The 21,933-nt window shown below is 67.1% G+C and carries 24 protein-coding genes; 12 read left to right on the top strand and 12 right to left on the bottom strand.

Annotated elements, in window-relative coordinates:
- Positions 1-115: 115 nt before the first annotated feature.
- The 5 genes from ACFZCE_RS18100 to ACFZCE_RS18080 all read right to left on the bottom strand — a co-directional run bounded on the left by ACFZCE_RS18100 (position 116) and on the right by ACFZCE_RS18080 (position 5,409).
- Positions 116-385 carry a DUF2790 domain-containing protein gene (locus tag ACFZCE_RS18100; protein ID WP_390941461.1) on the bottom strand — a complete coding sequence of 90 codons (270 nt, stop codon included), beginning with the start codon at positions 383-385 and terminating at the stop codon, positions 116-118.
- 159 nt (positions 386-544) lie between these two features.
- The gene (gene lpdA, locus ACFZCE_RS18095; protein WP_390941459.1) at positions 545-1,891 is read right to left on the bottom strand and encodes a dihydrolipoyl dehydrogenase; all 1,347 of its coding nucleotides are present in this window, start codon (positions 1,889-1,891) and stop codon (positions 545-547) included.
- 10 nt (positions 1,892-1,901) lie between these two features.
- Positions 1,902-3,113 (bottom strand): 2-oxo acid dehydrogenase subunit E2, encoded by a 1,212-nt coding sequence (locus ACFZCE_RS18090; protein ID WP_390941457.1) that lies wholly within the window; start codon positions 3,111-3,113, stop codon positions 1,902-1,904.
- Positions 3,114-4,169 carry a transketolase C-terminal domain-containing protein gene (locus ACFZCE_RS18085; RefSeq protein WP_390941455.1) on the bottom strand — a complete coding sequence of 352 codons (1,056 nt, stop codon included), beginning with the start codon at positions 4,167-4,169 and terminating at the stop codon, positions 3,114-3,116.
- A gap of 4 nt (positions 4,170-4,173) precedes the next feature.
- The gene (locus ACFZCE_RS18080) at positions 4,174-5,409 is read right to left on the bottom strand and encodes a thiamine pyrophosphate-dependent enzyme (protein WP_390941453.1); all 1,236 of its coding nucleotides are present in this window, start codon (positions 5,407-5,409) and stop codon (positions 4,174-4,176) included.
- A 302-nt stretch (positions 5,410-5,711) separates the two neighbouring features.
- Here ACFZCE_RS18080 and ACFZCE_RS18075 point away from each other — a divergent pair, with 302 nt between their 5' ends.
- Together ACFZCE_RS18075 and ACFZCE_RS18070 are read left to right on the top strand one after the other, a co-directional pair.
- Positions 5,712-6,236, top strand: coding sequence for an N-acetyltransferase (locus tag ACFZCE_RS18075; RefSeq protein WP_390941451.1), 525 nt, complete (start codon positions 5,712-5,714; stop codon positions 6,234-6,236).
- Between the two features lie 27 nt (positions 6,237-6,263).
- A complete protein-coding gene (locus ACFZCE_RS18070) occupies positions 6,264-6,422 on the top strand; it encodes a hypothetical protein (protein WP_390941449.1) in 159 nt (52 codons plus the stop codon).
- On the opposite strand, the gene ACFZCE_RS18065 is transcribed toward ACFZCE_RS18070, so the two are convergent.
- The 3 genes from ACFZCE_RS18065 to ACFZCE_RS18055 form a co-directional block, all read right to left on the bottom strand.
- A complete protein-coding gene (locus tag ACFZCE_RS18065; protein WP_390941447.1) occupies positions 6,419-7,717 on the bottom strand; it encodes an FAD-dependent oxidoreductase in 1,299 nt (432 codons plus the stop codon). The two genes, ACFZCE_RS18070 and ACFZCE_RS18065, sit on opposite strands and share 4 nt — an antisense overlap.
- 12 nt (positions 7,718-7,729) lie before the next feature.
- Positions 7,730-8,818: an extracellular solute-binding protein gene (locus ACFZCE_RS18060; protein ID WP_390941445.1), complete on the bottom strand. Its 1,089-nt coding sequence runs from the start codon at positions 8,816-8,818 to the stop codon at positions 7,730-7,732.
- A 61-nt stretch (positions 8,819-8,879) separates the two neighbouring features.
- The gene (locus ACFZCE_RS18055; RefSeq protein WP_390941443.1) at positions 8,880-10,235 is read right to left on the bottom strand and encodes a glutamine synthetase family protein; all 1,356 of its coding nucleotides are present in this window, start codon (positions 10,233-10,235) and stop codon (positions 8,880-8,882) included.
- A gap of 161 nt (positions 10,236-10,396) precedes the next feature.
- Here ACFZCE_RS18055 and ACFZCE_RS18050 point away from each other — a divergent pair, with 161 nt between their 5' ends.
- The 5 genes from ACFZCE_RS18050 to ACFZCE_RS18030 all read left to right on the top strand — a co-directional run bounded on the left by ACFZCE_RS18050 (position 10,397) and on the right by ACFZCE_RS18030 (position 14,668).
- On the top strand, positions 10,397-11,257 hold the full coding sequence (locus ACFZCE_RS18050; RefSeq protein ID WP_390941441.1) for a helix-turn-helix domain-containing protein: 861 nt from the start codon (positions 10,397-10,399) through the stop codon (positions 11,255-11,257).
- Positions 11,258-11,409: 152 nt separating this feature from the next.
- On the top strand, positions 11,410-11,877 hold the full coding sequence (locus ACFZCE_RS18045; protein WP_390941521.1) for a DUF4946 domain-containing protein: 468 nt from the start codon (positions 11,410-11,412) through the stop codon (positions 11,875-11,877).
- A 21-nt stretch (positions 11,878-11,898) separates the two neighbouring features.
- A complete protein-coding gene (locus ACFZCE_RS18040; protein WP_390941439.1) occupies positions 11,899-12,591 on the top strand; it encodes a metallophosphoesterase in 693 nt (230 codons plus the stop codon).
- 131 nt (positions 12,592-12,722) lie between these two features.
- Entirely contained in the window at positions 12,723-13,670 is a 948-nt protein-coding gene (locus tag ACFZCE_RS18035) for an NAD(P)-dependent oxidoreductase (protein WP_390941437.1), read from the top strand.
- 62 nt (positions 13,671-13,732) lie between these two features.
- A complete protein-coding gene (locus ACFZCE_RS18030; RefSeq protein WP_390941435.1) occupies positions 13,733-14,668 on the top strand; it encodes a PHB depolymerase family esterase in 936 nt (311 codons plus the stop codon).
- A gap of 136 nt (positions 14,669-14,804) precedes the next feature.
- Here the strand turns inward: ACFZCE_RS18030 and ACFZCE_RS18025 are convergent, their stop codons facing one another.
- Positions 14,805-14,945 carry a hypothetical protein gene (locus ACFZCE_RS18025; protein WP_390941433.1) on the bottom strand — a complete coding sequence of 47 codons (141 nt, stop codon included), beginning with the start codon at positions 14,943-14,945 and terminating at the stop codon, positions 14,805-14,807.
- A gap of 51 nt (positions 14,946-14,996) precedes the next feature.
- Complete coding sequence (locus ACFZCE_RS18020) at positions 14,997-15,401, bottom strand: hypothetical protein (protein WP_390941431.1); 405 nt, start codon at positions 15,399-15,401, stop codon at positions 14,997-14,999.
- A gap of 126 nt (positions 15,402-15,527) precedes the next feature.
- Here ACFZCE_RS18020 and ACFZCE_RS18015 point away from each other — a divergent pair, with 126 nt between their 5' ends.
- The 3 genes from ACFZCE_RS18015 (at position 15,528) to ACFZCE_RS18005 (ending at position 18,124) form a co-directional block, all read left to right on the top strand.
- A complete protein-coding gene (locus ACFZCE_RS18015; protein ID WP_390941429.1) occupies positions 15,528-15,986 on the top strand; it encodes an AsnC family transcriptional regulator in 459 nt (152 codons plus the stop codon).
- Positions 15,987-16,117: 131 nt separating this feature from the next.
- Positions 16,118-16,729 (top strand): YitT family protein, encoded by a 612-nt coding sequence (locus tag ACFZCE_RS18010; RefSeq protein WP_390941427.1) that lies wholly within the window; start codon positions 16,118-16,120, stop codon positions 16,727-16,729.
- Positions 16,730-16,834: 105 nt separating this feature from the next.
- Complete coding sequence (locus ACFZCE_RS18005) at positions 16,835-18,124, top strand: MFS transporter (RefSeq protein ID WP_390941425.1); 1,290 nt, start codon at positions 16,835-16,837, stop codon at positions 18,122-18,124.
- Here ACFZCE_RS18005 and ACFZCE_RS18000 read toward each other — a convergent pair whose 3' ends face one another.
- Together ACFZCE_RS18000 and ACFZCE_RS17995 are read right to left on the bottom strand one after the other, a co-directional pair.
- Positions 18,125-18,499: a DUF4124 domain-containing protein gene (locus tag ACFZCE_RS18000; protein ID WP_390941423.1), complete on the bottom strand. Its 375-nt coding sequence runs from the start codon at positions 18,497-18,499 to the stop codon at positions 18,125-18,127. It lies immediately after the preceding gene.
- Between the two features lie 65 nt (positions 18,500-18,564).
- A complete protein-coding gene (locus ACFZCE_RS17995) occupies positions 18,565-19,002 on the bottom strand; it encodes a carboxymuconolactone decarboxylase family protein (protein WP_390941421.1) in 438 nt (145 codons plus the stop codon).
- Positions 19,003-19,212: 210 nt separating this feature from the next.
- Between ACFZCE_RS17995 and ACFZCE_RS17990 the strand changes: the two genes are divergently transcribed.
- Both ACFZCE_RS17990 and treS read left to right on the top strand, forming a co-directional pair.
- Complete coding sequence (locus ACFZCE_RS17990; protein WP_390941419.1) at positions 19,213-19,725, top strand: hypothetical protein; 513 nt, start codon at positions 19,213-19,215, stop codon at positions 19,723-19,725.
- Between the two features lie 101 nt (positions 19,726-19,826).
- Positions 19,827-21,896: a maltose alpha-D-glucosyltransferase gene (gene treS / locus ACFZCE_RS17985; RefSeq protein ID WP_390941417.1), complete on the top strand. Its 2,070-nt coding sequence runs from the start codon at positions 19,827-19,829 to the stop codon at positions 21,894-21,896.
- The last annotated feature ends 37 nt before the right edge of the window (positions 21,897-21,933 follow it).

Genomic DNA, 21,933 nt, shown 5'->3' with positions numbered 1-21,933 from the left:
CACAAAAGGGGTAGTAAAGCAGAAGGCTGTTACAAAGCGTAAGTTCAACCGCTGCAATAGCTAAAGCCCCGCGGGTGCGGGGCTTTGGGCTGGCAAGCGAGGCGTGGCGCCGGGCTTAGCTGTTGTCGTTGTCGAAACCGCCGGTTTCGAGGTACTGCAGTTTGTGCACTTGGCCGTGGCTGTCTTCGTAGACCATGGTCACCGGCACGGTACCGGTTTTGTTGCTCACGTCGGTTTTCGAGATGATCCGCTGAACGTCGAGGTTCATGCCGTAGTGGTACTGCTCGGTGGGGATGTTGGCCAGCGAGCGGCTGGCGCCGTCGGCGGCGTAGGCGCCGGTGGCGAACACGGCAGTCAGTGCGGCAATGGCGAAGGCGGTTTTCATGGTGGCTCTCCTTGAGGGCGGGGGTGTTTGCTTTCGATGGGTTTATTGAACACCCCCGCGCGCGCCAGGAGAAATCGATGCGGGTGGTTGCTGCAATCACCCTTTTTGATACTTCGTAAGCGAACTATCTAATGATGCGTTAATCCCGCGCGCGGCGCTTCAGGCGTGCAGCGCCTTGCCCAAGGCCTTCAACGCCGCTTCCTGGATGGCCTCGCCGAGGGTGGGGTGGGCGTGCACGGTGGCGGCAATATCCTGCAACCGTGCGCCCATCTCCAGGCTTTGGCCAAAGGCTGCCGCCAGCTCCGACACCCCGGCCCCCACCGCTTGCCAGCCGACGATCACTTGGTCCGCCTCGCGCGCCACCACCCGCACGAAACCGCCGCCAGCCTGCAGGGTAAGCGCGCGGCCGTTGGCGGCGAACGGGAAGCTCGCCACCCGGTGGCCGGCGCCGGCCTGCTCCGGGCTGAGGCCGGCGGCCACCACTTCTGGGTCGGTGTAGCACACCGCCGGGATGCTCACCGGGTCGAAGCGCCGCGGTTGGCCGGCGATCAGCGCCGCCACCACTTCGGCCTGGGCCATGGCGCGGTGGGCCAGCATCGGTTCGCCGGTGAGGTCGCCGATGGCCCACACGTTGCGCATGCTGGTGCGGCATTGGCCGTCCACCGCCACGGCGCGGCCGTTCATTGCCAGTTGCAGGCCTTCCAGGCCATAGCCTTCGGTGTTGGGCACGCGGCCCACGGCGACCAGCACGCGGTCACAGGGCAGCCGCTCGCCGCTCTCGAGGCGCAGCGAAGTGCCGTCGAAGCCGCTGACCTTCTCGCCCAGGCGCACGCCAATCCCCAGCGCCTCCAGGCGTCCCGCCACCGGCTGGCTGAGTTCGGCGTCGTAGCTCGGCAAAATGCGTGGCTGCGCTTCGATCAGGGTGACCTCGGCGCCCAGCTTGCGGTAGGCGGTGCCCAGTTCCAGGCCAATGTAGCCGGCGCCGACCACGCACAACTGGCGCGGCAGGCTGGTTGGCGCCAGCGCCTCGCCGGAGCCGACCACCGCGCCGCCCAGCGGCAACGCGGGCAGCGCCGCGCTGCGCGAGCCGGTGGCCAGCAGCAGGTGCTCGCAGTGGATGCGCGTATCGCCGACCTGCACGGTTTTGCCGTCGAGCACCTGGCCGTGGCCGTGGATCACGTTGACCTTGTGCTTTTTCAGCAGGCTGGCCACGCCGCTGGTCAGGCGGTCGACCAGGCTGTTTTTCCAGTGCATGGCCTGCGCCAGGTCGAAGCTCACGCCGTGGTAGCGAATCCCCAGGGCGCTGCCGTGGGCACTGGCGTGCAACTGCTCGGCGAGGTGAAGCAACGCTTTGGACGGGATGCAGCCCACGTTCAGGCAGGTGCCGCCGAGGGCCTGGGCTTCGACCAGGGTGGTGGCGATGCCCAGTTGCCCGGCGCGGATCGCCGCCACATAGCCGCCGGGGCCGCCGCCGAGTACCAGCAATTGGGTGGTGAGGGTTGCCATGTTGCGCTCCTTAATCGACCAGCAGGCAGGCGGGGGCTTCCAGGCACTGGCGCACGGCCTGGATGAAACGCGCGGCGTCCATGCCGTCGACCACCCGGTGGTCGAACGAGCTGGAGAGGTTCATCACCTGGCGCACCACCACCTGGCCCGCGACCACGCGCGGCAATTCGCGCATGCGGTTGACCCCGACGATGGCCACCTCGGGCAGGTTCAGTACCGGCGTGGAGGCGATCCCGCCAAGGGCGCCGAGGCTGGTCAGGGTGATGGTCGAGCCGCTCAAGGCCTCGCGCGGGGCCTGGCCGGCACGGGCGGCAGCGGCCAACCGGGCGATTTCCCCGGCGTTGTGCCACAAGCTGCCGGCTTCGGCATGGCGCAGTACCGGCACCAGCAGGCCGTTGGCGCCCTGGGTGGCGATGCCCAGGTGCACCGCCTGGTGGCGCTCGATCAACTGCGCGTCATCGAGGTAATGGGCATTGAGCTGGGGGAACTCGCGCAGCGCCAGCACCAGCGCGCGGGCCAGCAGCGGCAGCACGGTGAGGTGCCCGCGCTGCTCGGCGTAGCGCTGGTTCAATTGCGCGCGCAGGGCCTCCAGGGCGGTGACGTCCACCTCTTCTACATAGCTGAAGTGCGCCGCGCGCTGGGTGGCGGCCTGCATACGTTCGGCGATCTTGCGCCGCAGGCCGATCACCGGCACCCGCTCCACCGCGTCGCTGGCCGCCGGGCGCGGCGCGTGGCCGCCGCCGAGGCAGGCGTCGAGGTCGGCGTGTTCGATCCGCCCGGCCGGGCCGCGGCCCTTGACTTGGGCGAGGTCGATACCGGCTTCCAGGGCGCGCTGGCGCACCGCCGGGCTGGCCAGCGGGCGCTGCCGCGCGGCGCCAACGGGCGCGGGCGCAGGCGCGGGCTCGGCCGGCGCGGGGGCGCTGGCGGCTGGCTCGGCGGCTGGCGCCTTGGGGGCCAGCGGTTCGCGCAGGTTGCCGCTGCCTTCCACCTCGAGGCGGATCAACTCGCTGCCCACCGCCATGGTCGCGCCCGGCTCGGCGGCCAGGGCCAGCACCTTGCCGCCCACCGGGCTGGGAATCTGCACGGTGGCTTTGTCGGTCATCACGTCGGCCAGGACCTGGTCTTCGCTCACCTCATCGCCCACGGCAACGAACCACTCCACCAGCTCGACCTGGGCAATGCCTTCGCCGATGTCGGGCATCTTGATCACATGGGTACCCATTCAAGCCTCCATCACGCGCTTGAGCGCCGCGCCAACCCGGTTCGGCCCGGGGAAGTAAGCCCATTCCTGGGCGTGGGGGTAGGGGGTGTCCCAGCCGGCCACCCGTTCCACCGGGGCTTCGAGGTGGTAGAAGCAGTGTTCCTGCACCAGCGCCAGCAGCTCGGCGCCCAGCCCGCAACTGAGTGTGGCTTCGTGCACGATCACGCAGCGGCCGGTTTTGCGCACCGACGCCACCAGGGTGTCGAGGTCCAGCGGCCACAGGCTGCGCAGGTCGATCACTTCGGCGTCGATGCCGGTTTCGGCGGCGGCGCACAGCGCCACGTGCACGGTGGTGCCGTAGGTGATCACCGTGACCGCGTTGCCTGGCCGGGCGATCGCCGCGCTGTCCAGCGGCACCTGGTAATAGCCCTCCGGCACCTGCGCCTGGGCATGGGCCGTCCAGGGCGTGACCGGGCGGTCGTGGTGGCCATCGAAGGGGCCGTTGTACAGCCGCTTGGGCTCAAGGAAGATCACCGGGTCTTCGCATTCGATGCTGGCGATCAACAGGCCCTTGGCGTCGTAGGGGTTTGACGGCATCACCGTGCGCAAGCCGCACACCTGGGTGAAGATCGCCTCAGGGCTTTGGCTGTGGGTTTGCCCGCCATAGATGCCGCCGCCGCAGGGCATGCGCACGGTGATCGGCGCGCTGAAGTCGCCCGCCGAGCGGTGGCGCAGGCGCGCGGCCTCGGAGGCCAACTGGTCGAAGGCCGGGTACACGTAGTCGGCGAACTGGATTTCCACCACCGGGTGCAGGCCATAGGCGCCCATGCCGATGGCGGTGCCGACGATGCCGCTTTCGGAGATCGGCGTGTCGAAGCAGCGGTGCTTGCCGTACTTGGCCTGCAGCCCCTCGGTGCAGCGGAACACCCCGCCGAAGTAGCCCACGTCCTCGCCAAAGGCGACCACCCGCTCGTCGCGTTCCATCATTACGTCCATGGCGCTGCGGATCGCCTGGATCATGGTCATCACCCGGGTGGCCTGCTGGCTGCCGGGCAGGTTGTCTTCAGGCATGTTCATCGCCTCACACTCCCATCTGCTGGCGTTGCCGGCGCAGGTGCGCGGGCATGGCGTGGTACACGTCCTCGAAGATCGTCGCGGCGCTGGCGATGCTGGCATCGCCCAGGGTGCCGTGGCGCTCGGCCGCCTTGGTGGCGTTGACGATCTCCTGGTCCAGGGCTGTTTCCAGCGCCTGGTGGCGCGCGTCGTCCCATTCACCCAGCACGATCAAATGCTGCTTGAGCCGGGCGATCGGGTCGCCGAGCGGGAAGTGCGCCCAGTCGTCGGCGGGGCGGTACTTGGACGGGTCGTCGGAGGTGGAGTGGGGGCCGCCGCGGTAGGTGACCCATTCGATCAGCGTGGGCCCGAGGTTGCCGCGGGCGCGCTCGGCGGCCCAGCGCGAGGCGGCGTACACGGCGAGAAAATCATTGCCGTCGACCCGCAGCGAGGCGATGCCGCTGCCCACCCCGCGGCCGGCGAAGGTGGTGGCTTCGCCGCCGGCGATGTGCTGGAAGCTGGAGATCGCCCACTGGTTGTTGACCACGTTGAGGATCACCGGCGCGCGGTACACGTGGGCGAAGGTCAGCGCGGTGTGGAAGTCCGTCTCGGCGGTGGCGCCGTCGCCGATCCAGGCCGAAGCGATGCGGGTGTCACCGCGGATCGCCGAAGCCATCGCCCAGCCCACGCCCTGCACGAACTGGGTGCCGAGGTTGCCGGAAATACTGAAAAACCCCTTGGCCTTGTTCGAGTACATCACCGGCAACTGGCGGCCCTTGAGCGGGTCGCACTCGTTGGAGAACAGCTGGCAGATCATCTCGAACAGCGGCACCTGGCGGGTGAGCAGGATGCCCTGCTGGCGGTAGGTGGGGAAGCACATGTCGTCTTCGTTCAACGCCAGGGTGTGGGCGCAGGCCACCGCCTCTTCGCCCAGGCACAGCATGTAGAACGACATCTTCTTCTGCCGCTGGGCGGTGAGCATGCGGCTGTCGAACAGGCGGGTTTTCAGCATCGCCACAAGGCCCGCGTGCAGCACCGCGGTGGGGATGTTCTCGGCCCAGGGGCCTTGAGCCTGGCCGTGCTCGTCGAGCACCCGCACCAGGCCCACGGCGAGTTCGGCGGTGTCTTTGGGTTCGACTTCCAGCGGCGGCTTGGCTGCCTGCCCGGCGGGGGTGACCCGCAGGTAGCTGAAGTCGGGCGTGCAACCCGGCCGGCCGGTAGGCTCGGGCACGTGCAAACGCAGTGGTTGATGAGGGTGGTTCATCGTTGACATCCCTGCTGTTGTGATTGTTGGAGAGGGTGGCGTCAGAGATGAGTTTAGGCCGGTTGGGAGGGAAAGTTTGTCTCTTTGGTGGGGGCGGGGGCAGCGTATGTAGGGTGTTTTGCCTTTCTGCCGGCGGTTTTTTAGGAAAAATCTCTTGGCATGGCGATGCGCTCTGTTCAGGCGCTGAGGGCAGGGTGGGAGATGACTGAGTGTTTCTTGTAATTCTTTGAATCTATTGGGAAAAGACATTCAATGTGGCGGCCGATACCCTGCGTTGCCCAGCCCTCATGAGTGGCCAGCCCATGGCAAAGCGTTACGGCAACCCACTGCGTTACCAGCTTCTCCGGTCACACACCCGTAAATTGGCGGCTCGCCGTGCCTTGCTCGACCCACTGCTGGCGCGCAGTGCCATCGACCCCACCCAGCTTCGCTTCGAAGCCATTACCCCGGCGGCGGTGGAGGCCTCTTACGAATGGGGCACCTACCCTTGGGAACAGGTGCCGCGTTGGAAGGAAACAGACACAAAAGGGTTCGATCTGGCGTTGTGGTATGGCGATGACCTTTGGGGGCTGTGTTATGCAACGCCGCGTAAGAGCGTGATCACCCTCAAAATCATCCTGCTCGAAGGCAAGCCCGGCCGCGCCCCTAACCACAAAGGCATCATCGCGCCCTTGGCGCTGGGTGCGGTGCTGGATTATGGCGTGCTATTGGGCTGCGAACAGATGGAGATTCAGTCGCCGGCAGTAGGCGCAGTGCAAACCTACCTAAAATTGGGCTTTTACTTCGACCGTTGCCAGCGCCTTGTCAGGCCGTTGGCCACCCCCTAGTATTGAACGTGATGCTCCGGAGGCACCATGAAAAAGAAACCCCGTATCCCCAAGGCTGTGATCGAAGCACGCCAGGCCACCAAAGCACGCGGCGCGGGCTTGCCAGCGGCGAGCACGGCGAACCCCTTCAGCGAGTTGGCGGTTGCCAGGCAACTGGACCTCGACACCCTCGCGCGCATCGCCTAACCCCCCAAACGCTCCTTCAACCGGTACCACAGCATCCCCAGTGCCAGCAGCGGTGAGCGCAAGCGCTCGCCGCCGGGGAAGGTGCGGTGCGGCACCTGTTCGAACAGTTTCAGCAGCCCTTCGTCTTCGGCGCACATCGCCCGTGCCAGCACCCGCGCGGCCAGGTGGGTGACGTTCACGCCGTGGCCGCTGTAGCCCTGGGCGTAATACAGGTTGGGCTGGCCGGGCAGGCGCCCGACCTGGGGGAACCGGTTGGCGCTGATGCCGATCATCCCGCCCCATTGGTAGTCGATGCCAACGGTGGCCAGTTGCGGGAACACCTCGAGCATTTTCGGCCGCATGTAGGCGGCGATGTCCACCGGGTCGCGCCCGGAGTAATGGCAGGCGCCGCCGAACAACAGCCGGCGGTCGGCTGAAAGCCGGTAGTAGTCGAGCCCCACGCGCTGGTCGCACAGGGCCATGTTCTGCGGGATCAACTGCCGCGCCAGCGCTTCGGGCAGCGGTTCGGTGGCGATGATATAGCTGCCGGCTGGCAGTACCTTGCCCGCCAGCGGCGGCACCAGGCCACCCAGGTAGGCATTGCAGCCCAGCACCACCTGGCCAGCACGCACCACGCCATGGGCGGTGCGTATGGTCACCTCGCGCCCCGGTTCAATCGCGGTCACCGCGCTGCCCTCGAACAGGCGCGCGCCCAGGCGTTCGGCCAGTTGCGCCTCGGCCAACGCCAGCTTGAGCGGGTGCAGGTGGCCGGAGCCGCGGTCGATCAGCCCGCCCACGTAGCGTTGCGAGCCCACCACCGTGGCCATCTGCCCCGGCTCGACCAGCTCCAGTGGGTGGGGGTAGCCCAGTTGCAGCAGGTGCTCGCGCTCGGCCTTGAACCCGTCGAAATGGGCCGGGCGGTTGGCCAGGTCGCAATAACCCCAACGCAGGTCGCAGTCCAGGCCGTGGCCTTCGATGCGTTGGCGCACGATGTTCACCGCCTCGAACCCGGCCAACTCCAGTTGGCGCACCCCAGCCTCGCCCACATAGCGGCGAAACGGCGCCAGGTCGTGGCCCACCCCGCGGATCAACTGCCCGCCGTTGCGCCCGCTGGCGCCCCAGCCGATGCGCTTGGCCTCCAGCAGGATCACCGAGCGGCCGCGCTCGGCCAGCTCCAGGGCGGTGTTCAGCCCAGTGAAGCCGCCGCCGACCACGCACACATCGGCGCGCAACTCGCCGGCCAGCACCGGCCGCCGGGGGGCGGGCGCGCTGCTGGCGGCGTAATAGGACGGGGCGTGGTCGGGGAGTTCGCGCATACGGGCAGCCTGTTAGCGGTTGGATTTGATCTTGGTCCAGTCACGGGTCATCAGCCGCATGATCGCTGGCGGCAGCTCGGCCGACACATACAGCTTGGCCATTACCGCTTCGGAAGGGTAAATGGCCGGGTCGTTCTTGATGTCGGCGTCGATCAGCGCCTGGGCGGGCACGTTGGGGTTGGCGTAGCCCACGGTGTCGCTGATTTTGGCGATCACCTGCGGCTCTAGCACGTAGTTGATGAACGCTTCGGCCTGCTCCGGGTGTTCGGCGTCTTTGGGGATGGCCAGCATGTCGAACCAGACGTTGCTGCCTTCCTTGGGGATGGCATAGGCCACGTGCACGTTGTTGTGGGCTTCCTTGGCGCGGTTGGCGGCCTGGAACACGTCGCCGGAGTAGCCAAAGGCGATGCACACGTCGCCGTTGGCCAGGTCGGTGACGTACTTGGAGGAGTGGAAGTAAGTCACGTAGGGGCGGATGGCCTGCAGCTTGGCGGTGGCCTTGGCGTAGTCTTTCGGGTCGGTGCTGCGCGGGCTCAGGCCCAGGTAGTTGAGCACGGCGGGGTAGAGCTCATCGGGCGAGTCCATCAGGGCCACGCCGCATTTTTGCAGCTTCTTGAGGTTTTCCGGTTCGAACAGCGTGGCCCAACTGTCGAGGGTGTCTACGCCGAGCGCGGCCTTGACCTTGTCGACGTTGTAACCAATGCCGTTGGTGCCCCACAGGTAGGGCACGGCGTACTGGTTGCCGGGGTCGTTCAGTTCCAGGCGCTTCATCAGCGCCGGGTCGAGGTTCTTCCAGTTGGGGATTTTCGCCCGGTCCAGCGGGCGGAAGGCGCCGGCCTTGATCTGCCGGCCGAGGAAGTGGTTGCTCGGCACCACTACGTCGTAGCCGGTGCGGCCGGCCAGCAGCTTGCCTTCGAGGGTTTCGTTGGAGTCGAACACGTCGTACACCGGCGCGATGCCGGTGGCGGCCTGGAAGTCGGCCAGCGTGGTGGGGCCGATGTAGTCGGTCCAGTTATAGATGCTCACGGTGGGCGCGGCCTGGGCGCTGTTGGCCAGGGGGGCGGCCAGGGCCAGGGCGATGTACAGCGTGTTCAACTTCATGTCAGTGCTCCTAGGTCGTAAACGGCAGGTGCTGAATGAGAGGCTTGGGTTGTTGTTGTTTTTAAACCGTCATCATCAGGAACTCGCGTTCCCATGAGCTGATAACGCGCTTGTAGTTTTCGTGCTCGGCGCGCTTGACCGCCACGTAGCCGCGCACGAACTTCTCGCCCAGTACCTGGGCCAGCGCGGTGCTGTTTTCCATCCGCGCCAGGGCGTCTTCAAGGGTGACCGGCAGGCGCAGGCTGCGCCGTTCGTAGCCACGGCCAACCACCGGCTCGCTCGGCGCCAGCCCTTCGACCATGCCCAGGTAACCGCACAGCAGGCTGGCGGCGATGGCCAGGTAGGGGTTGGCGTCGGCGCCCGGCAGGCGGTTCTCGACCCGCCGGTTGGCCGGGCTGGCACCGGGTACGCGCAGGCCCACGGTGCGGTTTTCTTCACCCCACTCCACGTTCACCGGGGCGGAGGTGTCGGGCAGGAAGCGCCGGAACGAGTTCACGTTCGGGGCAAACAACGGCAGGAATTCGGGGATGTACTTCTGCAGGCCGCCGATGTGCTGCAGGAACAGCTCGCTGTGGCCGCCGTGCTCGTTGGCGAACAGGTTGCGCCCCTGACTGTCGACCACGCTCTGGTGCAAGTGCATGGCGCTGCCCGGCTCGTCGGTGATCGGCTTGGCCATGAAGGTGGCCGCCACGTTGTGCTTGAGCGCGGCCTCGCGCAGGGTGCGCTTGAACACGGTGATCTGGTCGGCCAGGTGCAAGGCGTCGCCGTGGCGGAAGTTGATCTCCATCTGCGCCGGGCCGTCTTCGTGGATCAAGGTGTCGAGGTCCAGCGCCTGGGCCTCGCACCAGTCGTAAACGTCTTCGAACAGCGGGTCGAACTCGTTGGCGGCGTCGATCGAGAACGACTGCCGGCCGCTTTCCGGGCGGCCGCTGCGGCCCAGCGGCACTTGCAGGGGCAGGTCGGGGTCGTCGCTGCGCTGGGTCAGGTAGAACTCCATCTCGGGCGCCACGATCGGCCGCCAGCCGCGGGCGGCGTACAGCGCCAGCACCTTTTTCAGCACGTTGCGTGGCGACAGCTCGATGGGGTTGCCGTAGCGGTCGAAGGTGTCGTGGATCACGATCGCGGTGGGCTCCAGCGCCCAGGGCACGGTGTAGATCGCGCTGGGGTCGGGGCGGCAGGTCATGTCGATGTCTGCCGGGTCGAGCAGGTCGTAGTACAGCTCGTCTTCGACGTAGTCGCCGGTGACCGTTTGCAGCAGCACGCTTTCCGGCAGGCGCATGCCCTGTTCCTGAAGGAACTTGTTGGTGGGCAGGATCTTGCCGCGGGCGATGCCGGTCAGGTCGCTGACCACGCACTCGACTTCGCTGATCCGGCGTTCCTTGAGCCACTGCGACAGGGGATCGGTGAGGGTACTCATAAAGCCTCGGGGCTTGTGGGAGAAGAAGGGCCGGGGAGGGGGCTTTCGCCAGGGCGCCCGGCGGGGCTATGCTCGGCCAGCGCCGGGGGCGGGGTCTATCCGTTTTACCCGCTTCGGTGTGCACTGCATTGGTGCAAAGCTTTCGACACGGACCGCCGGCCATGCGCAGCCACACCCTCACCACCAGCGACCTCGACGAACAAACCCGCAGCACCCCGCTGTGGCAGCAGCATTACCAGCAGATGTCGCCCGGCCGCTTCGAGGGGCACTTGCGCGTGCTGGAGGTGGCCGGCCAGGTGCAGGTGTTCGAAGAGCGCTTGAATATCCGCGTGGAGCAACAATTCGCCGCCCCCCGGGGCGCGCTGGTGTTCAGCTTCGACACCGCCGACCACGCCCTGTACCTGCTCGACGAGCACAGCCACAACTGCTGGATCACCCCGCCGGATTATCGCGAGCTGGCGGTGGTGTTCGATGCCGAGCTGCTCGCCGAGCACGGGCTGGACCCTGCCTCCCTCGGCCGCTGGCGGATGGCCCCGCTGGCCTCGCTGCAGGCCCGGGTGTTCAGCGGCTGGCTGGGCAAAACCCTGCGCAGCGAAGGTGGCCCATTGACCGACGCCACCCTGGGCCGGCAACTGCTCGAAGACTGCCTGTTCGTGCTCGAAAGCTCGCTGCCCCGCGAGGCCCCGCGCTCGCCGCAGCGGCAAACGGTGCACCGGGTGATGGACGCCGTGGCCGCGGACCCGACCGCCAACCTGACCGCGCCGCAACTGGCGCGCCTGGCCGGGGTGCCGCTGGAACGCCTGCAGCGGGAGTTTCGCGCCTTCACCGGGTTATCCCCCACCCAATGGCTGCGCCTGCGCCGGCTGAACATGGCGCGCCGCGACCTGCAACGGGCGGCCCCAGGCAGCACCACGGTGGCGGAGGTGGCGATGCACTGGTCGTTCTGGCACCTGGGGCGGTTTGCCGAGAGTTACCGAGGGTTGTTTGGCGAGTTGCCGAGCCAGACGCTGGGGCGTGGGTGAGGTTTCAGGGCCCCTGAACGCCACCCCCCAACGCCGCCCGTTGCCTAGCACCACCCCCCTCTGCGAGACTGTGCGGATGTTTCGCTGACTGGCGCCCCCTCGTGAACGCTCGGCCCTTACTCTCCCTGCTGCTGGTTGCCGCCTTGCCAGGCATGGCCTGGGCGCAGGTCAACTGGCCCCCGGGCTGGGAGGTGCAAACCCTGCCCAGCGCCGAAGGCGGCCCCAGCCGCGAGCGGGCGGTGAAGGCCGATGCCAACGGTGACCCGGAAATGGTCGTAGAGCTCACCCGCACTGCGGTCGAGGCCGGGCACCAGGTCAATATCGAGGCGGTGCTGCTGCAAATGCGCAAGGCCTCCCAGGCGGACCTCGCCCGCCAGGGCTACCAGAGCGCCTGTACGCCCTTGCGCGGGGGTAGCCTGGGTGGGTTGAATTCGGCGCAAACCACCTGCGAGATCACCCTCAATGGCGGCCATGTGATGACCCAGACCCTGGTCGCGGCCACCGGCCCGGGCAATGCCTGGTCGTTGAGCTATGCCGGTACCGTGGCCGGCTATGCCGCGCACCAGGGCGAGGTCGATGGCATCCGCAACAGCCTGGTACTCGACAGCCAACAACCCTGAGCGGCGCAAGGAGGCAGCCCGATGGCCCGTTTCAAACACTACCGGCTCAACACCCGCGGGCGCGACTTCGCCGTGGGCGACATCCACGGGCACTTCGGCCGCCTGCAGGAAGTGCTCGACCGCGCCCAGTTCGATAGCCGCGTAGACCGCCTGTTCAGCGTGGGCGATCTGGTCGACCGTGGCCCGCAAAGCGAGCTGGCTCTGGAATGGCTGGCCAAGCCCTGGTTCCACGCGGTGCAGGGTAACCACGAGGTGCTCACCCAGCAGTTTCTCGCCGGCGACCCGCAACTCGACGTGTTCGATTACCGCATCAGCGGCGGCGGCTGGTTCCTCGACGCGCCACCGGAGCAACAGCGGCTGGTGGCCGGCAAGCTCGGCCAACTGCCCATCGCCCTGGAAGTCGAAACCCGCCGCGGCCTGGTCGGGCTGGTGCATGCCAACTGCCCGTTCGACAACTGGGCCACCCTGCGCGCCTACCTGCAGGGCAAGCTGCCGGCCGACCCCGCCGTGGAAGATGTATTCCAGTGGTCCCGCGAGCGCCTGAAAAACCGCAACGACGCCGGGGTCAGCGGCGTGCGCGCGGTGATCGTCGGCCATACCCCGCTGCGCCGGCCACGGCGCCTGGGCAACGTGTGGCATATCGACACCGCCGGCTGGAGCGAGGGCTATTTCACCTTGGTCGAACTGGCCACCATGCGCTTTGTCGCCGCCTAGCGGGTTGTGGATCGCAACCGGTAAGTTGTACGATGACCGAAACCGGCGCGGGCTGCCTGTCGTACCCCATCAAGCCCGCCCTTGAGCGTACGCCATAACAACAACACGTTGGTCATCCAACAGGAGGTAATATGACTCAGGCCATCCCCGTGCTCATCATGGGCGCGTTGCACCCCGCGTTGCAGAACAACGTCGAAACCCACTTCGCCGCCACCCGCTATTACGAACTGGCCAACCCGGCCGCCTGGCTGGCCGAGCACGGCGCCAGCATCCGCGGCGTGGTCACCAGTGGCGTGTACGGCGCGACCGCCGAACTGATCAACCAGTTGCCCAACCTCGAAGGGATTTTCAGCTTCGGCGTGGGCTACGACGCGATCGACATCGGCGCCGCCAAGGACCGCGGCGTGGTGGTGACCAACACCCCTGGGGTGCTCGATGAATGCGTGGCCGACACGGCCCTGGGCCTGATGCTCAACGTGATGCGCCGCCTGCCCGAAGCCGAACGGTTCTTGCGCGCTGGCCAATGGGAAAGCGCCAAGTTCCCGCTGGCGACCAAGCTGGGCGGTAAAAAGGTCGGTATCGTCGGCCTGGGCAACATCGGCGAGCAGATCGCCAAGCGCGCCGCCGCCTTCGGCATGGACGTGCTGTACCACAACCGCCGCGAAAAGCCCGGCGTTGCCTACCGCTACTACGCCGACCTCGACGCGATGATCAGCGCCGCCGACGTGCTGGTGCTGGCGGTCCCCGGTGGCGCCTCCACTGAGCGCCTGATCGACGCCCGGCGCCTGGCGTTGCTGGGCGAAAAGGGCTTTTTGATCAACATCGCCCGCGGCACCGTGGTCGATGAACCCGCGCTGATCCAGGCCTTGCAGGCCGGCACCATCGCCGGCGCCGGGCTGGATGTGTTCGAGCACGAACCCAAGGTGCCGCGGGCATTGATCGAGGCGGGCAACGCCGTGCTGTTGCCGCACCTGGCCAGCGGCACCTTCGAAACCCGCCAGGCCATGGCCGACCTGGTGTACCGCAACCTCTCGGGTTACTTCTTCGAGAACAAGCAGCTCACCACCCAGGTGTGCTGAGGCATTGATCTGGCGCCAGGGCGGGGCTAAAGTCCCGCCCTTTGCCGCCGTGAGCCTGCCCGATGCTGTTCCTGATTCCCACCTTCGCCATGATCGTGCTCTGCGCCCTCGCCGCGGCGTGGTTCATCCTGCCCGGTAAACCGCGCCAGGTCCCGCTGGGCGGGCAGTTCACCGAAGCCGAAATGGGCGCGCGGCGCTACCTCGAATACCGCCCGGCCAACCTGCAAGCAGGCGCCGGCATACTGCTGGTGCTGCACGGCGGCCGGCAGAACCCGCAGAAGATCCGCCGCGCCAGCGGCTACCGCTTTGAGCAGTTGGCCGATGAGCGCGGTTTTTTGCTGGTCTACCCCGAGGCGTACCAAGGCCACTGGAACGATGCACGCAAGCAACTGGACGTGCCCGCGCGGCGGGCCCAGGTCGACGACTGCGCGTTCCTCGCGCAATTGATCGAGCGCCTGGTGCAGGCCCATGGCGCAGACCCGAAGCGGGTGATGCTGTTCGGCTACGCCAGCGGCGGGCAGATGGCGTTGCGCATGGCGCTGGAAAAACCCGACAAGCTCGCCGGCATCGCCGCGGTGGCGGCCAACCTGCCAGTGCCGGCCAACGACATCGCCCAGCACCGCCGGCGCATGGTGCCGGCGCTGCTGGTGCATGGCACGGTAGACCCGATCAGCCCGTTCGAGGGCGGCCAGGAGAGTGTGTTCGGCTTTGCTGGGCGCGGCGAGGTGCTCTCGGCCCGCGCCACGGCCGCGTACTTTGGCGAGCTGGCCCAGGCCCGAGGCGAATCGCCCGAACCACTGCCTAACCCCGGGGGGGCGCGCAGCGAGGTGATCGTGCACCGCTGGGTGGTGGCGGCGGGGGCGCGGGTGGCGTTGTATGAGCTGCGCGGCGGTGGCCACGTGTTGCCGCAGCCCAATGGGCGGGCACCGCGGGTTCTGGGGGTGAAGGCCAAGGGCTTTGACGTGACGACCGTGGCCTGTGATTTCTTTGGGTTGTAGGTGCTGACGGCCCTTCGCCCGGCACAGCCGGAGTGCCGGACCACGGCCTCCCACCAGATTTGTGTAAGTGATTGATTTACCAGCCAACACAGAACCCGTGGGAGGCCGGCTGTGCCGGGCGATGGGCCCTGAAACCCTACCCCGGCACCTGCGGCTCATCGACCAACGGCACTGGCGCATCGTCCAGCTCCGACCCCGGGTCTTCGTTGCCGGGGTCGTTGATCACCGGCAGCTCGCCGGGCTCGAATTCTTCTTCATGTTCGTGGGGCTCATTCATGGCGCGGCCCTGCGTGGGTGGGTACCTACGGTGGACCACGGCCGGGCCCGCTCATTCCATGTCATTGCCGGGCAGCGGCTCGCGCCATTGCAGCACGTTGCCTTCCGGGTCAAAGCCGTCGCAGGCCCGGAAATAAGGGCCCTGCCATTCCTCCAGCGGTTCATCCAGGCCACCGCCGAGGGTGCGCGCCAGCACCCGCACCCGCGCCAGCGAAGGGGTGGGGAACACCAGCTTGACCGCCACGTCGTCGCGCCGCAGCGGCGGCTGCTCGATCTGCAGATTCTGCGCGATCACCGCCGGCAGGCCGTGCAGCACCAACTGGAAGTGGTCGGTTTCCAGCACTATGCGGTCGTCCAGGCGCACCACGGTGGTGAACCCGGCCACTTGCTCGTAGAACAGCGCCAGGCCGGCCAGGTCTTTGGCGAACAGCACCGCACCCGCTTTGATCGTTTGCATGCAAGCCACTCCAGGGGGAATGCCTGAACGCTACAAAGCGGCGCCGGGGTTGTCCAGCGCTGTGCCGCGCCACGGGCCACTGCTGTTAAGGTAGCGGCCTTGAAGATGGCTACCTCGGAACCCGCCATGCCCACGATTGACGCATTCGACCTGAAGATCCTCACCCAACTGCAGGCCAACGGGCGCCTAAGCAACCAAGACCTCAGCGACCTGGTCGGCCTGTCGGCCTCGCAATGCTCGCGCCGGCGCATTGCCCTGGAGCAGGGCGGGTTGATCCTCGGCTACCACGCACGGCTCGCGCCGCAGGCGATGAACACCGAGATGGTGGCGATGATCGAAGTGAGCCTGGTCAACCATGAGCCGGCCCGTTCGGCGGCCTTTGAGGCGCTGGTGTTGGGCGAGGGGGCGATCATCGACGCCTACAAGACCACCGGCGATGCTGACTACACCCTGAAGGTGGCGGTGGCCGGCCTGGACGAGCTCAACGGCCTGATGGGCCGGCTGGCGAGCAGCGGCGCCATCGGCCACCTGAAAACCGCCGTGGTGCTGCAACGGGTGAAGGAGGCCGGGCTGGGCGCGCGGTGAATGAAGGCTTGCGTTGATCAGTGCGTAATTCTTATTTAAGGCGCGGCTTCTGTGCATGGATGTAATTATATTCTCATGAAGTGATCGGTTTTTGGCTATCATGCGCCCGGAATCCGCAATCGAGCGTGCCCATGCCCTCCGCCAGCCCCATACCCTATCCCCATAGCCACGGCGAAGACGCCATGGCCTTGTTCGTCGGCACGCTGATGGTCGCCCTCGGGCTGTTGCTGGTGCGCGAAGGCGGCATCGTCACCGGCGGCACCGCCGGCATCGCCTTGTACCTGCACTACGCCTTCGGCCTGGCCTTCGGCAGCACGTTCTTCTTGATCAACCTGCCGTTCTATTACCTCGCCGTGCGCCGCATGGGCTGGCCGTTCACCCTGAAAACCTTCGCCGCGATCGGCCTGGTGTCGCTGTTCAGCGATCACCAACAGGCGGTTATCAGCCTGCGCCACGTCGAGCCGGTGTACGCCGCGCTGATTGGCAACATGGTGCTGGGGGTAGGGTTCCTCGTGCTGTTTCGCCACCGCGCCAGCCTGGGCGGGTTGAATATCCTTGCGCTGTTTTTGCAAAGCCGCTTCGGCTGGCGCGCCGGCTGGCTGCAGATGGGCGCTGACGTGGCGATCCTGCTGCTGTCGCTGACCATCGTTAGCCCCGCGGTGCTGGCGGTGTCGGTGGCGGGGGCAGTGGTGCTCAACCTGATCATCGCGCTGAACCACCGTTCCGGGCGCTATCAGGCCTGAGGCGAGCGTTGTCGCGGCGGCGGTGTAGCGGCCCCAGAGGCAAATTTGTTACAAGGCTTGTATGCTTGCCCTCCCTAGCCTTGAACCTCTTCAGAGTGTGCCCCGATGATCGCGCGTTCCCTTGCCGCCGGCCTTGCGCGCCGGCAGGTGCATTACGGCTGGGCCGTGGTGTTCGCCACCTTCCTGGTGATGCTGGTGGCGGCCGCCGCCATGGGCGCGCCCGGGGTGCTGATCCAGCCGCTGCAGGCTGAGTTTGGCTGGTCCACCTCGCAAATCTCCGTGGCCCTGGCGGTGCGCCTGGTGTTGTTCGGCCTATTCGGGCCGTTTGCCGCGGCGCTGATCAACCACTTCGGCCTGCGCCCGGTGGTGGGCTGCGCCATGGGCCTGATCGCGCTGGGCTTTCTCGGCTCGCTGGGCATGACCAACACCTGGCAACTGCTGGCCCTGTGGGGCGTGGTGGTCGGGGTGGGTACCGGCATGGTGGCAATGGTGCTGGGCGCCACCGTGGCCACGCGCTGGTTCGTGCACCGCCGCGGGCTGGTGCTGGGGCTGCTGTCGGCCAGCTCGGCCACCGGCCAGTTGTTGTTTTTGCCACTGATGGCCGAACTCACCAGCCGTTATGGCTGGCGCAGCGCGACGCTGTTCGTCTGCGCCTTGCTGGTGCTGGCGGCGGTGGTGGCGCTGCTGCTGATGCGTGACCGCCCGGCCGACCTGGGCCTGCCGCTGTACGGCGAAACCGAGGTCGCCCCGGCGGTGCCGCCGCAGCCGTTCATCGCCCATTTGTTGTCGCCGCTGCGGGCCTTGAAGCTCGCCAGCGGCACGCTGACCTTCTGGGTGCTGGCCGGCACCTTTTTCGTGTGCGGGCTGAGCACCAACGGCCTGGTGCAAACCCACTTCGTTTCGCTGTGCGGCGACTACGGCATGGCCGCGGTGGGCGCGGCCAGCCTGCTGGCGGTGATGGGGCTGTTCGACTTCGTCGGCACCCTCGGCTCGGGCTGGCTGTCGGACCGCTACGATAACCGCTGGCTGCTGTTCTGGTACTACGGCCTGCGTGGGCTGTCGTTGATGTTCCTGCCGTTCACCGGCTTCAACCCCTACGCGCTGTCGGTCTTCGCGATGTTCTACGGCCTCGACTGGATCGCCACCGTGCCGCCCACGGTCAAGCTGGTGGCCGACCGTTTCGGCCGCGAGCAAGCCGGCCTGGTGTTTGGCTGGGTGTTCGCCGCCCACCAGTTGGGCGCGGCCACCGCGGCCTATGGCGCCGGCTGGTCGCGCACCGAGCTGCACAGCTACCTGCCGGCGTTTTTCTTCGCCGGGGCGATGTGCGTGGTGGCGGCGTTGAGCGTGGTGGTGTTGCTTGAGCGCAAGCGCGCGGCGGTGCTGGCGGCCGCCTGATCAACGCGCCTTGCTGCAACGGGTGACCCCGGCCTCGGCCTGGCAGCTGATCGGGGTCAGCTTGGGCGCTGGCTTGGGCGTGCGCGCCGGGGCCGGGCCGTCGAGGTAGTGCACCTTGTAGGTGACCTTCGCCCGGTAGCTGGTTTGCAGCACCTGCAGCGCACGCTTGTTGATGTTCGCGGGCTTGGCGTCTTCTTCGTTGGCGCTCACGTAGTGCCCGGGGGTGGTCTTGCCCTGGTACTGCGCTTCGCCTTGTTCCGGCGGGCAGGGTACGGCGGCATAGCTGATGCGCCCGCCGCGGTCGATGCACTTGTAGGCATCGGCCCAGGCCTCGGCGGGAAGGCACAGCAGCGCCAGCAGGCTGGCTTTGAGCATCAGAGGGCATCCCTGTCAGTGATGGCAAGTTGATGCCCGTATCCTAATGGCTACACCCGCGCCGATCAATCGGGGACCATGGCGAAGCCGACGCCGAACCGGTTCCAGGCGTTGATGGTGGCGATGGCCAGGGTCAGGTCGGCGGCCTCCTGCTCGCTGAAGTGCTCCAGCACCTGGCCGTATTCGCCTTCCGGCGCGCCGCGGCCGGGCAGCAGGGTCAGGCTTTCGGCCCAGGCCAGGGCGGCTTGCTCGCGTGGGGTGAACCAGCGGGTTTCACGCCACACGCTCAGGGTTTGCAGGCGCGCTTCGGTTTCACCGGCGCTGCGTGCGTCGTTGGCGTGCAGGTTGATGCAATAGGCGCAGCCGTTGAGCTGCGACACCCGCAGGCGGATCAGCTCGAGCAGCGCGTGCTCCAGGCCACTGTGGACCACGGCGTTTTCCAGGTGGTTCATGGCCTTGTAGGCGGCGGGGGATTTCTTGGCCCATTCCAGGCGTGCGTTCATCGGGTGGCTCCCAAGGGGTCGAAAGGATGGCGCTACCTTACTGCCCTGGCCGCGGGGGCCCAATGGCCAATCCTGGGTAAAAGCAGGTGGCCAATGGCGGTGGCGGGCGTAAGCAGTTTTTCAAGGCAGCCCGCAGGCGGGGCCGCTATCGTCAACCAACGGCGTGGGCCGGGCAGTCTTGATAAATCGGGGTACAGGGGGGGCGAACACATGCCAATCAGCCGGCAGGGTGAACATATCTTCAACGCGTTGGGCGATTTGGTGCAGGAACTGCTGCCCATGCTGCGCGGCGGCATCGACCCCCAGGCAGCTGCGGCCAGCCAGCAGGCCGCGCAGGCTGCCATTCGGCGGCTCGAACTGGACTCACTGACGTTCATCACCCAGCGCAACCACCCAGTGTTTCGCTCAGGCCCGCTGGGCGACCCTGCCAATGCCAGCCGTTACGCCCATCTTGCCAGCAGCACTCGCTTAGCCGTCGCCGAGGTGATCTCCGGGGCACCAAGCCCGCATACGCGAGGTTACAGCCGGCTGAACCGGCTGTATGACGACCTTGGCCATCACACAATCGATCGGATCGCCCAGCAGGCGGTGCGCCGCTCCGTTCCGGCAAAAGCGGTGCGGGAATTCGATGCCTGGTATGCCACCACCGGCCAGCAGATGCGCGGCCTCTACGGCGGCCTGAGAGACACTGCGCTGGCGGTGAACAGAACACGCCTGCGCTAGCCGGGCGCGCGCGCTCGCCGGTAATAACTCCGCGCCTGCCATGCAACGTTCGGCCAGCGTTGCGCTCATAGAAAGGGTCACCCGCCATCAGGAACCCTGCCATGACCACACCGGACCCCGCCCACGTACAATGGCTGGTCGAACGCTCCATGCTGCAAGCGGCCAAGGCCCGCGCGCGCTTGTATTCCGGCCAGGCGCGCCTGTGGCAGCGGCCGTTCGCCCAGGCCCGGGCGCGCGACGCCTCGGCCATCGCCTCGGTGTGGTTCACCGCCTACCCAGCGTCGATCGTGACCCGCGACGGTGAAACCGTGCTGCAGGCCCTGGGCGACCAGGACCTCTGGCAGGCGCTGTCGCAGATTGGCATCCAGGGCATCCACAACGGCCCGCTCAAGCTCAGCGGCGGCCTGAAGGGTAAAAAATACACGCCCACCATCGACGGCAACTTCGACCGCATCAGTTTTGACGTCGACCCAGCGCTGGGCACCGACGCCCAATTGCACAACCTCAGCCGCATGGCCGCGGCGCACAATGCCATCGTGATCGAAGACGCCATCCCCTCGCACACCGGCAAGGGCGCGGACTTCCGCCTGGCCGAGCTGGGCCACGCCGACTACCCCGGGCTGTACCACATGGTCGAGATCCGCGAAGACGACTGGCCGCTGCTGCCGGAGGTGCCGGCCGGGCGTGACGCGGTCAACCTGCCGCCGGCGGTGGTCGATGCCTTGCGCGAGAAGCACTACATCGTTGGCCAGTTGCAGCGGGTGATCTTCTTCGAGCCCGGGGTGAAGGAGACCGACTGGAGCGCCACCGCGCCGGTCGTCGGCGTCGACGGCGTGCGCCGGCGCTGGGTGTACCTGCATTACTTCAAGGAAGGCCAGCCCTCGCTGAACTGGCTCGACCCCAGCTTTACCGCCCAGCAGATGATCATCGGCGATGCCCTGCACGCCATCGACGTGGTCGGCGCGCGGGTGTTGCGCCTCGACGCCAACGGGTTTCTCGGGGTCGAGGTGCGCGCCGAAGGCCCGGCCTGGTCGGAGAGCCACCCGTTGTCGATCACCGGCAACCAGTTGCTCGCCGGGACCATCCGCAAGGCCGGCGGCTTCAGCTTCCAGGAGCTGAACCTGACCCTTGATGACATCGCCGCGATGTCCCACGGCGGCGCCGACCTGTCCTACGATTTCATCACCCGCCCGGCCTACCAGCATGCGCTGCTCACCGGCCGCACCGAGTTCCTGCGGTTGATGCTGCGCGAGATGCACGCCTTCAACATCGACCCGGCGTCGTTGATCCACGCCCTGCAGAACCACGACGAGCTGACCCTCGAGCTGGTGCACTTCTGGACCCTGCACGCCCATGACCAGTACCTGTACCAGGGCCAGACCTTTCCCGGGAACATCCTGCGCGAGCACATTCGCGAAGAAATGTACGAGCGCCTGGCCGGCGAGCATGCGCCGTACAACCTGAAGTTCGTCACCAACGGCGTGGCCTGCACCACGGCGAGCATCATCACCGCCGCGCTGGGCATCCGTGAGCTGGATGCGATGACCCCGGAGCAGATCCGCCAGGTGCAGTACATCCACCTGCTGCTGGTGATGTACAACGCCATGCAGCCTGGGGTGTTCGCGTTGTCCGGGTGGGACCTGGTCGGCGCCTTGCCGCTGCCGTTCGAGCAGGTGGAGCACCTGATGGGCGATGGCGACACCCGTTGGATTCACCGCGGCGCCTACGACCTGATCGACTCAGACCCGACCGGCGCGCCTTCCCGCGGCGGCATGCCGCGCGCGCGGGCGCTCTACGGCAGCCTGCCAGAGCAACTGGAGCGGCCGGATTCATTCGCCTCGCAGCTCAAGCGCATCCTCGCGGTGCGCCGCGCTTACGACATTGCCGCGGCCAAGCAGATCCTGGTGCCCGACGTGCAGCACCCGGGCCTGTTGGTGATGGTCCACGAGTTGCCCGCGGGCAAGGGCACGCAGATCACCGCGCTGAACTTCAGCAACGAAGCGCTGGAGGAAACCCTGCACCTGCCCGGCGTGGCGCCGGGGCCGGTGGTGGACATCATCAACGAACGGGTGGAAGGGGACCTGAGCGAGGCCGGGGACTTCACCATTCACCTGGATCCTTACGAGGGCCTGGCGCTGCGGGTGGTGTCGGTGGCGCCGCCGTTGATGTAGGCGGGGGCTGCTGTTCGCTTCAGCCATTGCAGGGCTT

This window comes from Pseudomonas sp. NPDC007930 (genome assembly GCF_042958985.1).
Lineage (GTDB): Bacteria > Pseudomonadota > Gammaproteobacteria > Pseudomonadales > Pseudomonadaceae > Aquipseudomonas.
The sequence above is the reverse complement of the archived record's forward strand: the minus strand, read 5'-3'. Positions and strand labels throughout refer to the sequence as shown.

Bases quoted from the DNA above. Each gene is read 5' to 3' on its own strand.
- treS (WP_390941417.1), top strand. From the start codon at position 19,827: ATGACCACACCGGACCCCGCCCACGTACAATGGCTGGTCGAACGCTCC.
- ACFZCE_RS17995 (WP_390941421.1), bottom strand. From the start codon at position 19,002: ATGAACGCACGCCTGGAATGGGCCAAGAAATCCCCCGCCGCCTACAAG.
- ACFZCE_RS18085 (WP_390941455.1), bottom strand. From the start codon at position 4,169: ATGAACATGCCTGAAGACAACCTGCCCGGCAGCCAGCAGGCCACCCGG.
- ACFZCE_RS18100 (WP_390941461.1), bottom strand. From the start codon at position 385: ATGAAAACCGCCTTCGCCATTGCCGCACTGACTGCCGTGTTCGCCACC.
- ACFZCE_RS18040 (WP_390941439.1), top strand. From the start codon at position 11,899: ATGGCCCGTTTCAAACACTACCGGCTCAACACCCGCGGGCGCGACTTC.
- lpdA (WP_390941459.1), bottom strand. From the start codon at position 1,891: ATGGCAACCCTCACCACCCAATTGCTGGTACTCGGCGGCGGCCCCGGC.
- ACFZCE_RS18010 (WP_390941427.1), top strand. From the start codon at position 16,118: ATGCCCTCCGCCAGCCCCATACCCTATCCCCATAGCCACGGCGAAGAC.
- ACFZCE_RS17990 (WP_390941419.1), top strand. From the start codon at position 19,213: ATGCCAATCAGCCGGCAGGGTGAACATATCTTCAACGCGTTGGGCGAT.
- ACFZCE_RS18075 (WP_390941451.1), top strand. From the start codon at position 5,712: ATGGCAAAGCGTTACGGCAACCCACTGCGTTACCAGCTTCTCCGGTCA.
- ACFZCE_RS18055 (WP_390941443.1), bottom strand. From the start codon at position 10,235: ATGAGTACCCTCACCGATCCCCTGTCGCAGTGGCTCAAGGAACGCCGG.
- ACFZCE_RS18025 (WP_390941433.1), bottom strand. From the start codon at position 14,945: ATGAATGAGCCCCACGAACATGAAGAAGAATTCGAGCCCGGCGAGCTG.
- ACFZCE_RS18070 (WP_390941449.1), top strand. From the start codon at position 6,264: ATGAAAAAGAAACCCCGTATCCCCAAGGCTGTGATCGAAGCACGCCAG.
- ACFZCE_RS18050 (WP_390941441.1), top strand. From the start codon at position 10,397: ATGCGCAGCCACACCCTCACCACCAGCGACCTCGACGAACAAACCCGC.
- ACFZCE_RS18060 (WP_390941445.1), bottom strand. From the start codon at position 8,818: ATGAAGTTGAACACGCTGTACATCGCCCTGGCCCTGGCCGCCCCCCTG.
- ACFZCE_RS18005 (WP_390941425.1), top strand. From the start codon at position 16,835: ATGATCGCGCGTTCCCTTGCCGCCGGCCTTGCGCGCCGGCAGGTGCAT.
- ACFZCE_RS18045 (WP_390941521.1), top strand. From the start codon at position 11,410: ATGGCCTGGGCGCAGGTCAACTGGCCCCCGGGCTGGGAGGTGCAAACC.
- ACFZCE_RS18090 (WP_390941457.1), bottom strand. From the start codon at position 3,113: ATGGGTACCCATGTGATCAAGATGCCCGACATCGGCGAAGGCATTGCC.
- ACFZCE_RS18030 (WP_390941435.1), top strand. From the start codon at position 13,733: ATGCTGTTCCTGATTCCCACCTTCGCCATGATCGTGCTCTGCGCCCTC.
- ACFZCE_RS18080 (WP_390941453.1), bottom strand. From the start codon at position 5,409: ATGAACCACCCTCATCAACCACTGCGTTTGCACGTGCCCGAGCCTACC.
- ACFZCE_RS18020 (WP_390941431.1), bottom strand. From the start codon at position 15,401: ATGCAAACGATCAAAGCGGGTGCGGTGCTGTTCGCCAAAGACCTGGCC.
- ACFZCE_RS18035 (WP_390941437.1), top strand. From the start codon at position 12,723: ATGACTCAGGCCATCCCCGTGCTCATCATGGGCGCGTTGCACCCCGCG.
- ACFZCE_RS18065 (WP_390941447.1), bottom strand. From the start codon at position 7,717: ATGCGCGAACTCCCCGACCACGCCCCGTCCTATTACGCCGCCAGCAGC.
- ACFZCE_RS18000 (WP_390941423.1), bottom strand. From the start codon at position 18,499: ATGCTCAAAGCCAGCCTGCTGGCGCTGCTGTGCCTTCCCGCCGAGGCC.
- ACFZCE_RS18015 (WP_390941429.1), top strand. From the start codon at position 15,528: ATGCCCACGATTGACGCATTCGACCTGAAGATCCTCACCCAACTGCAG.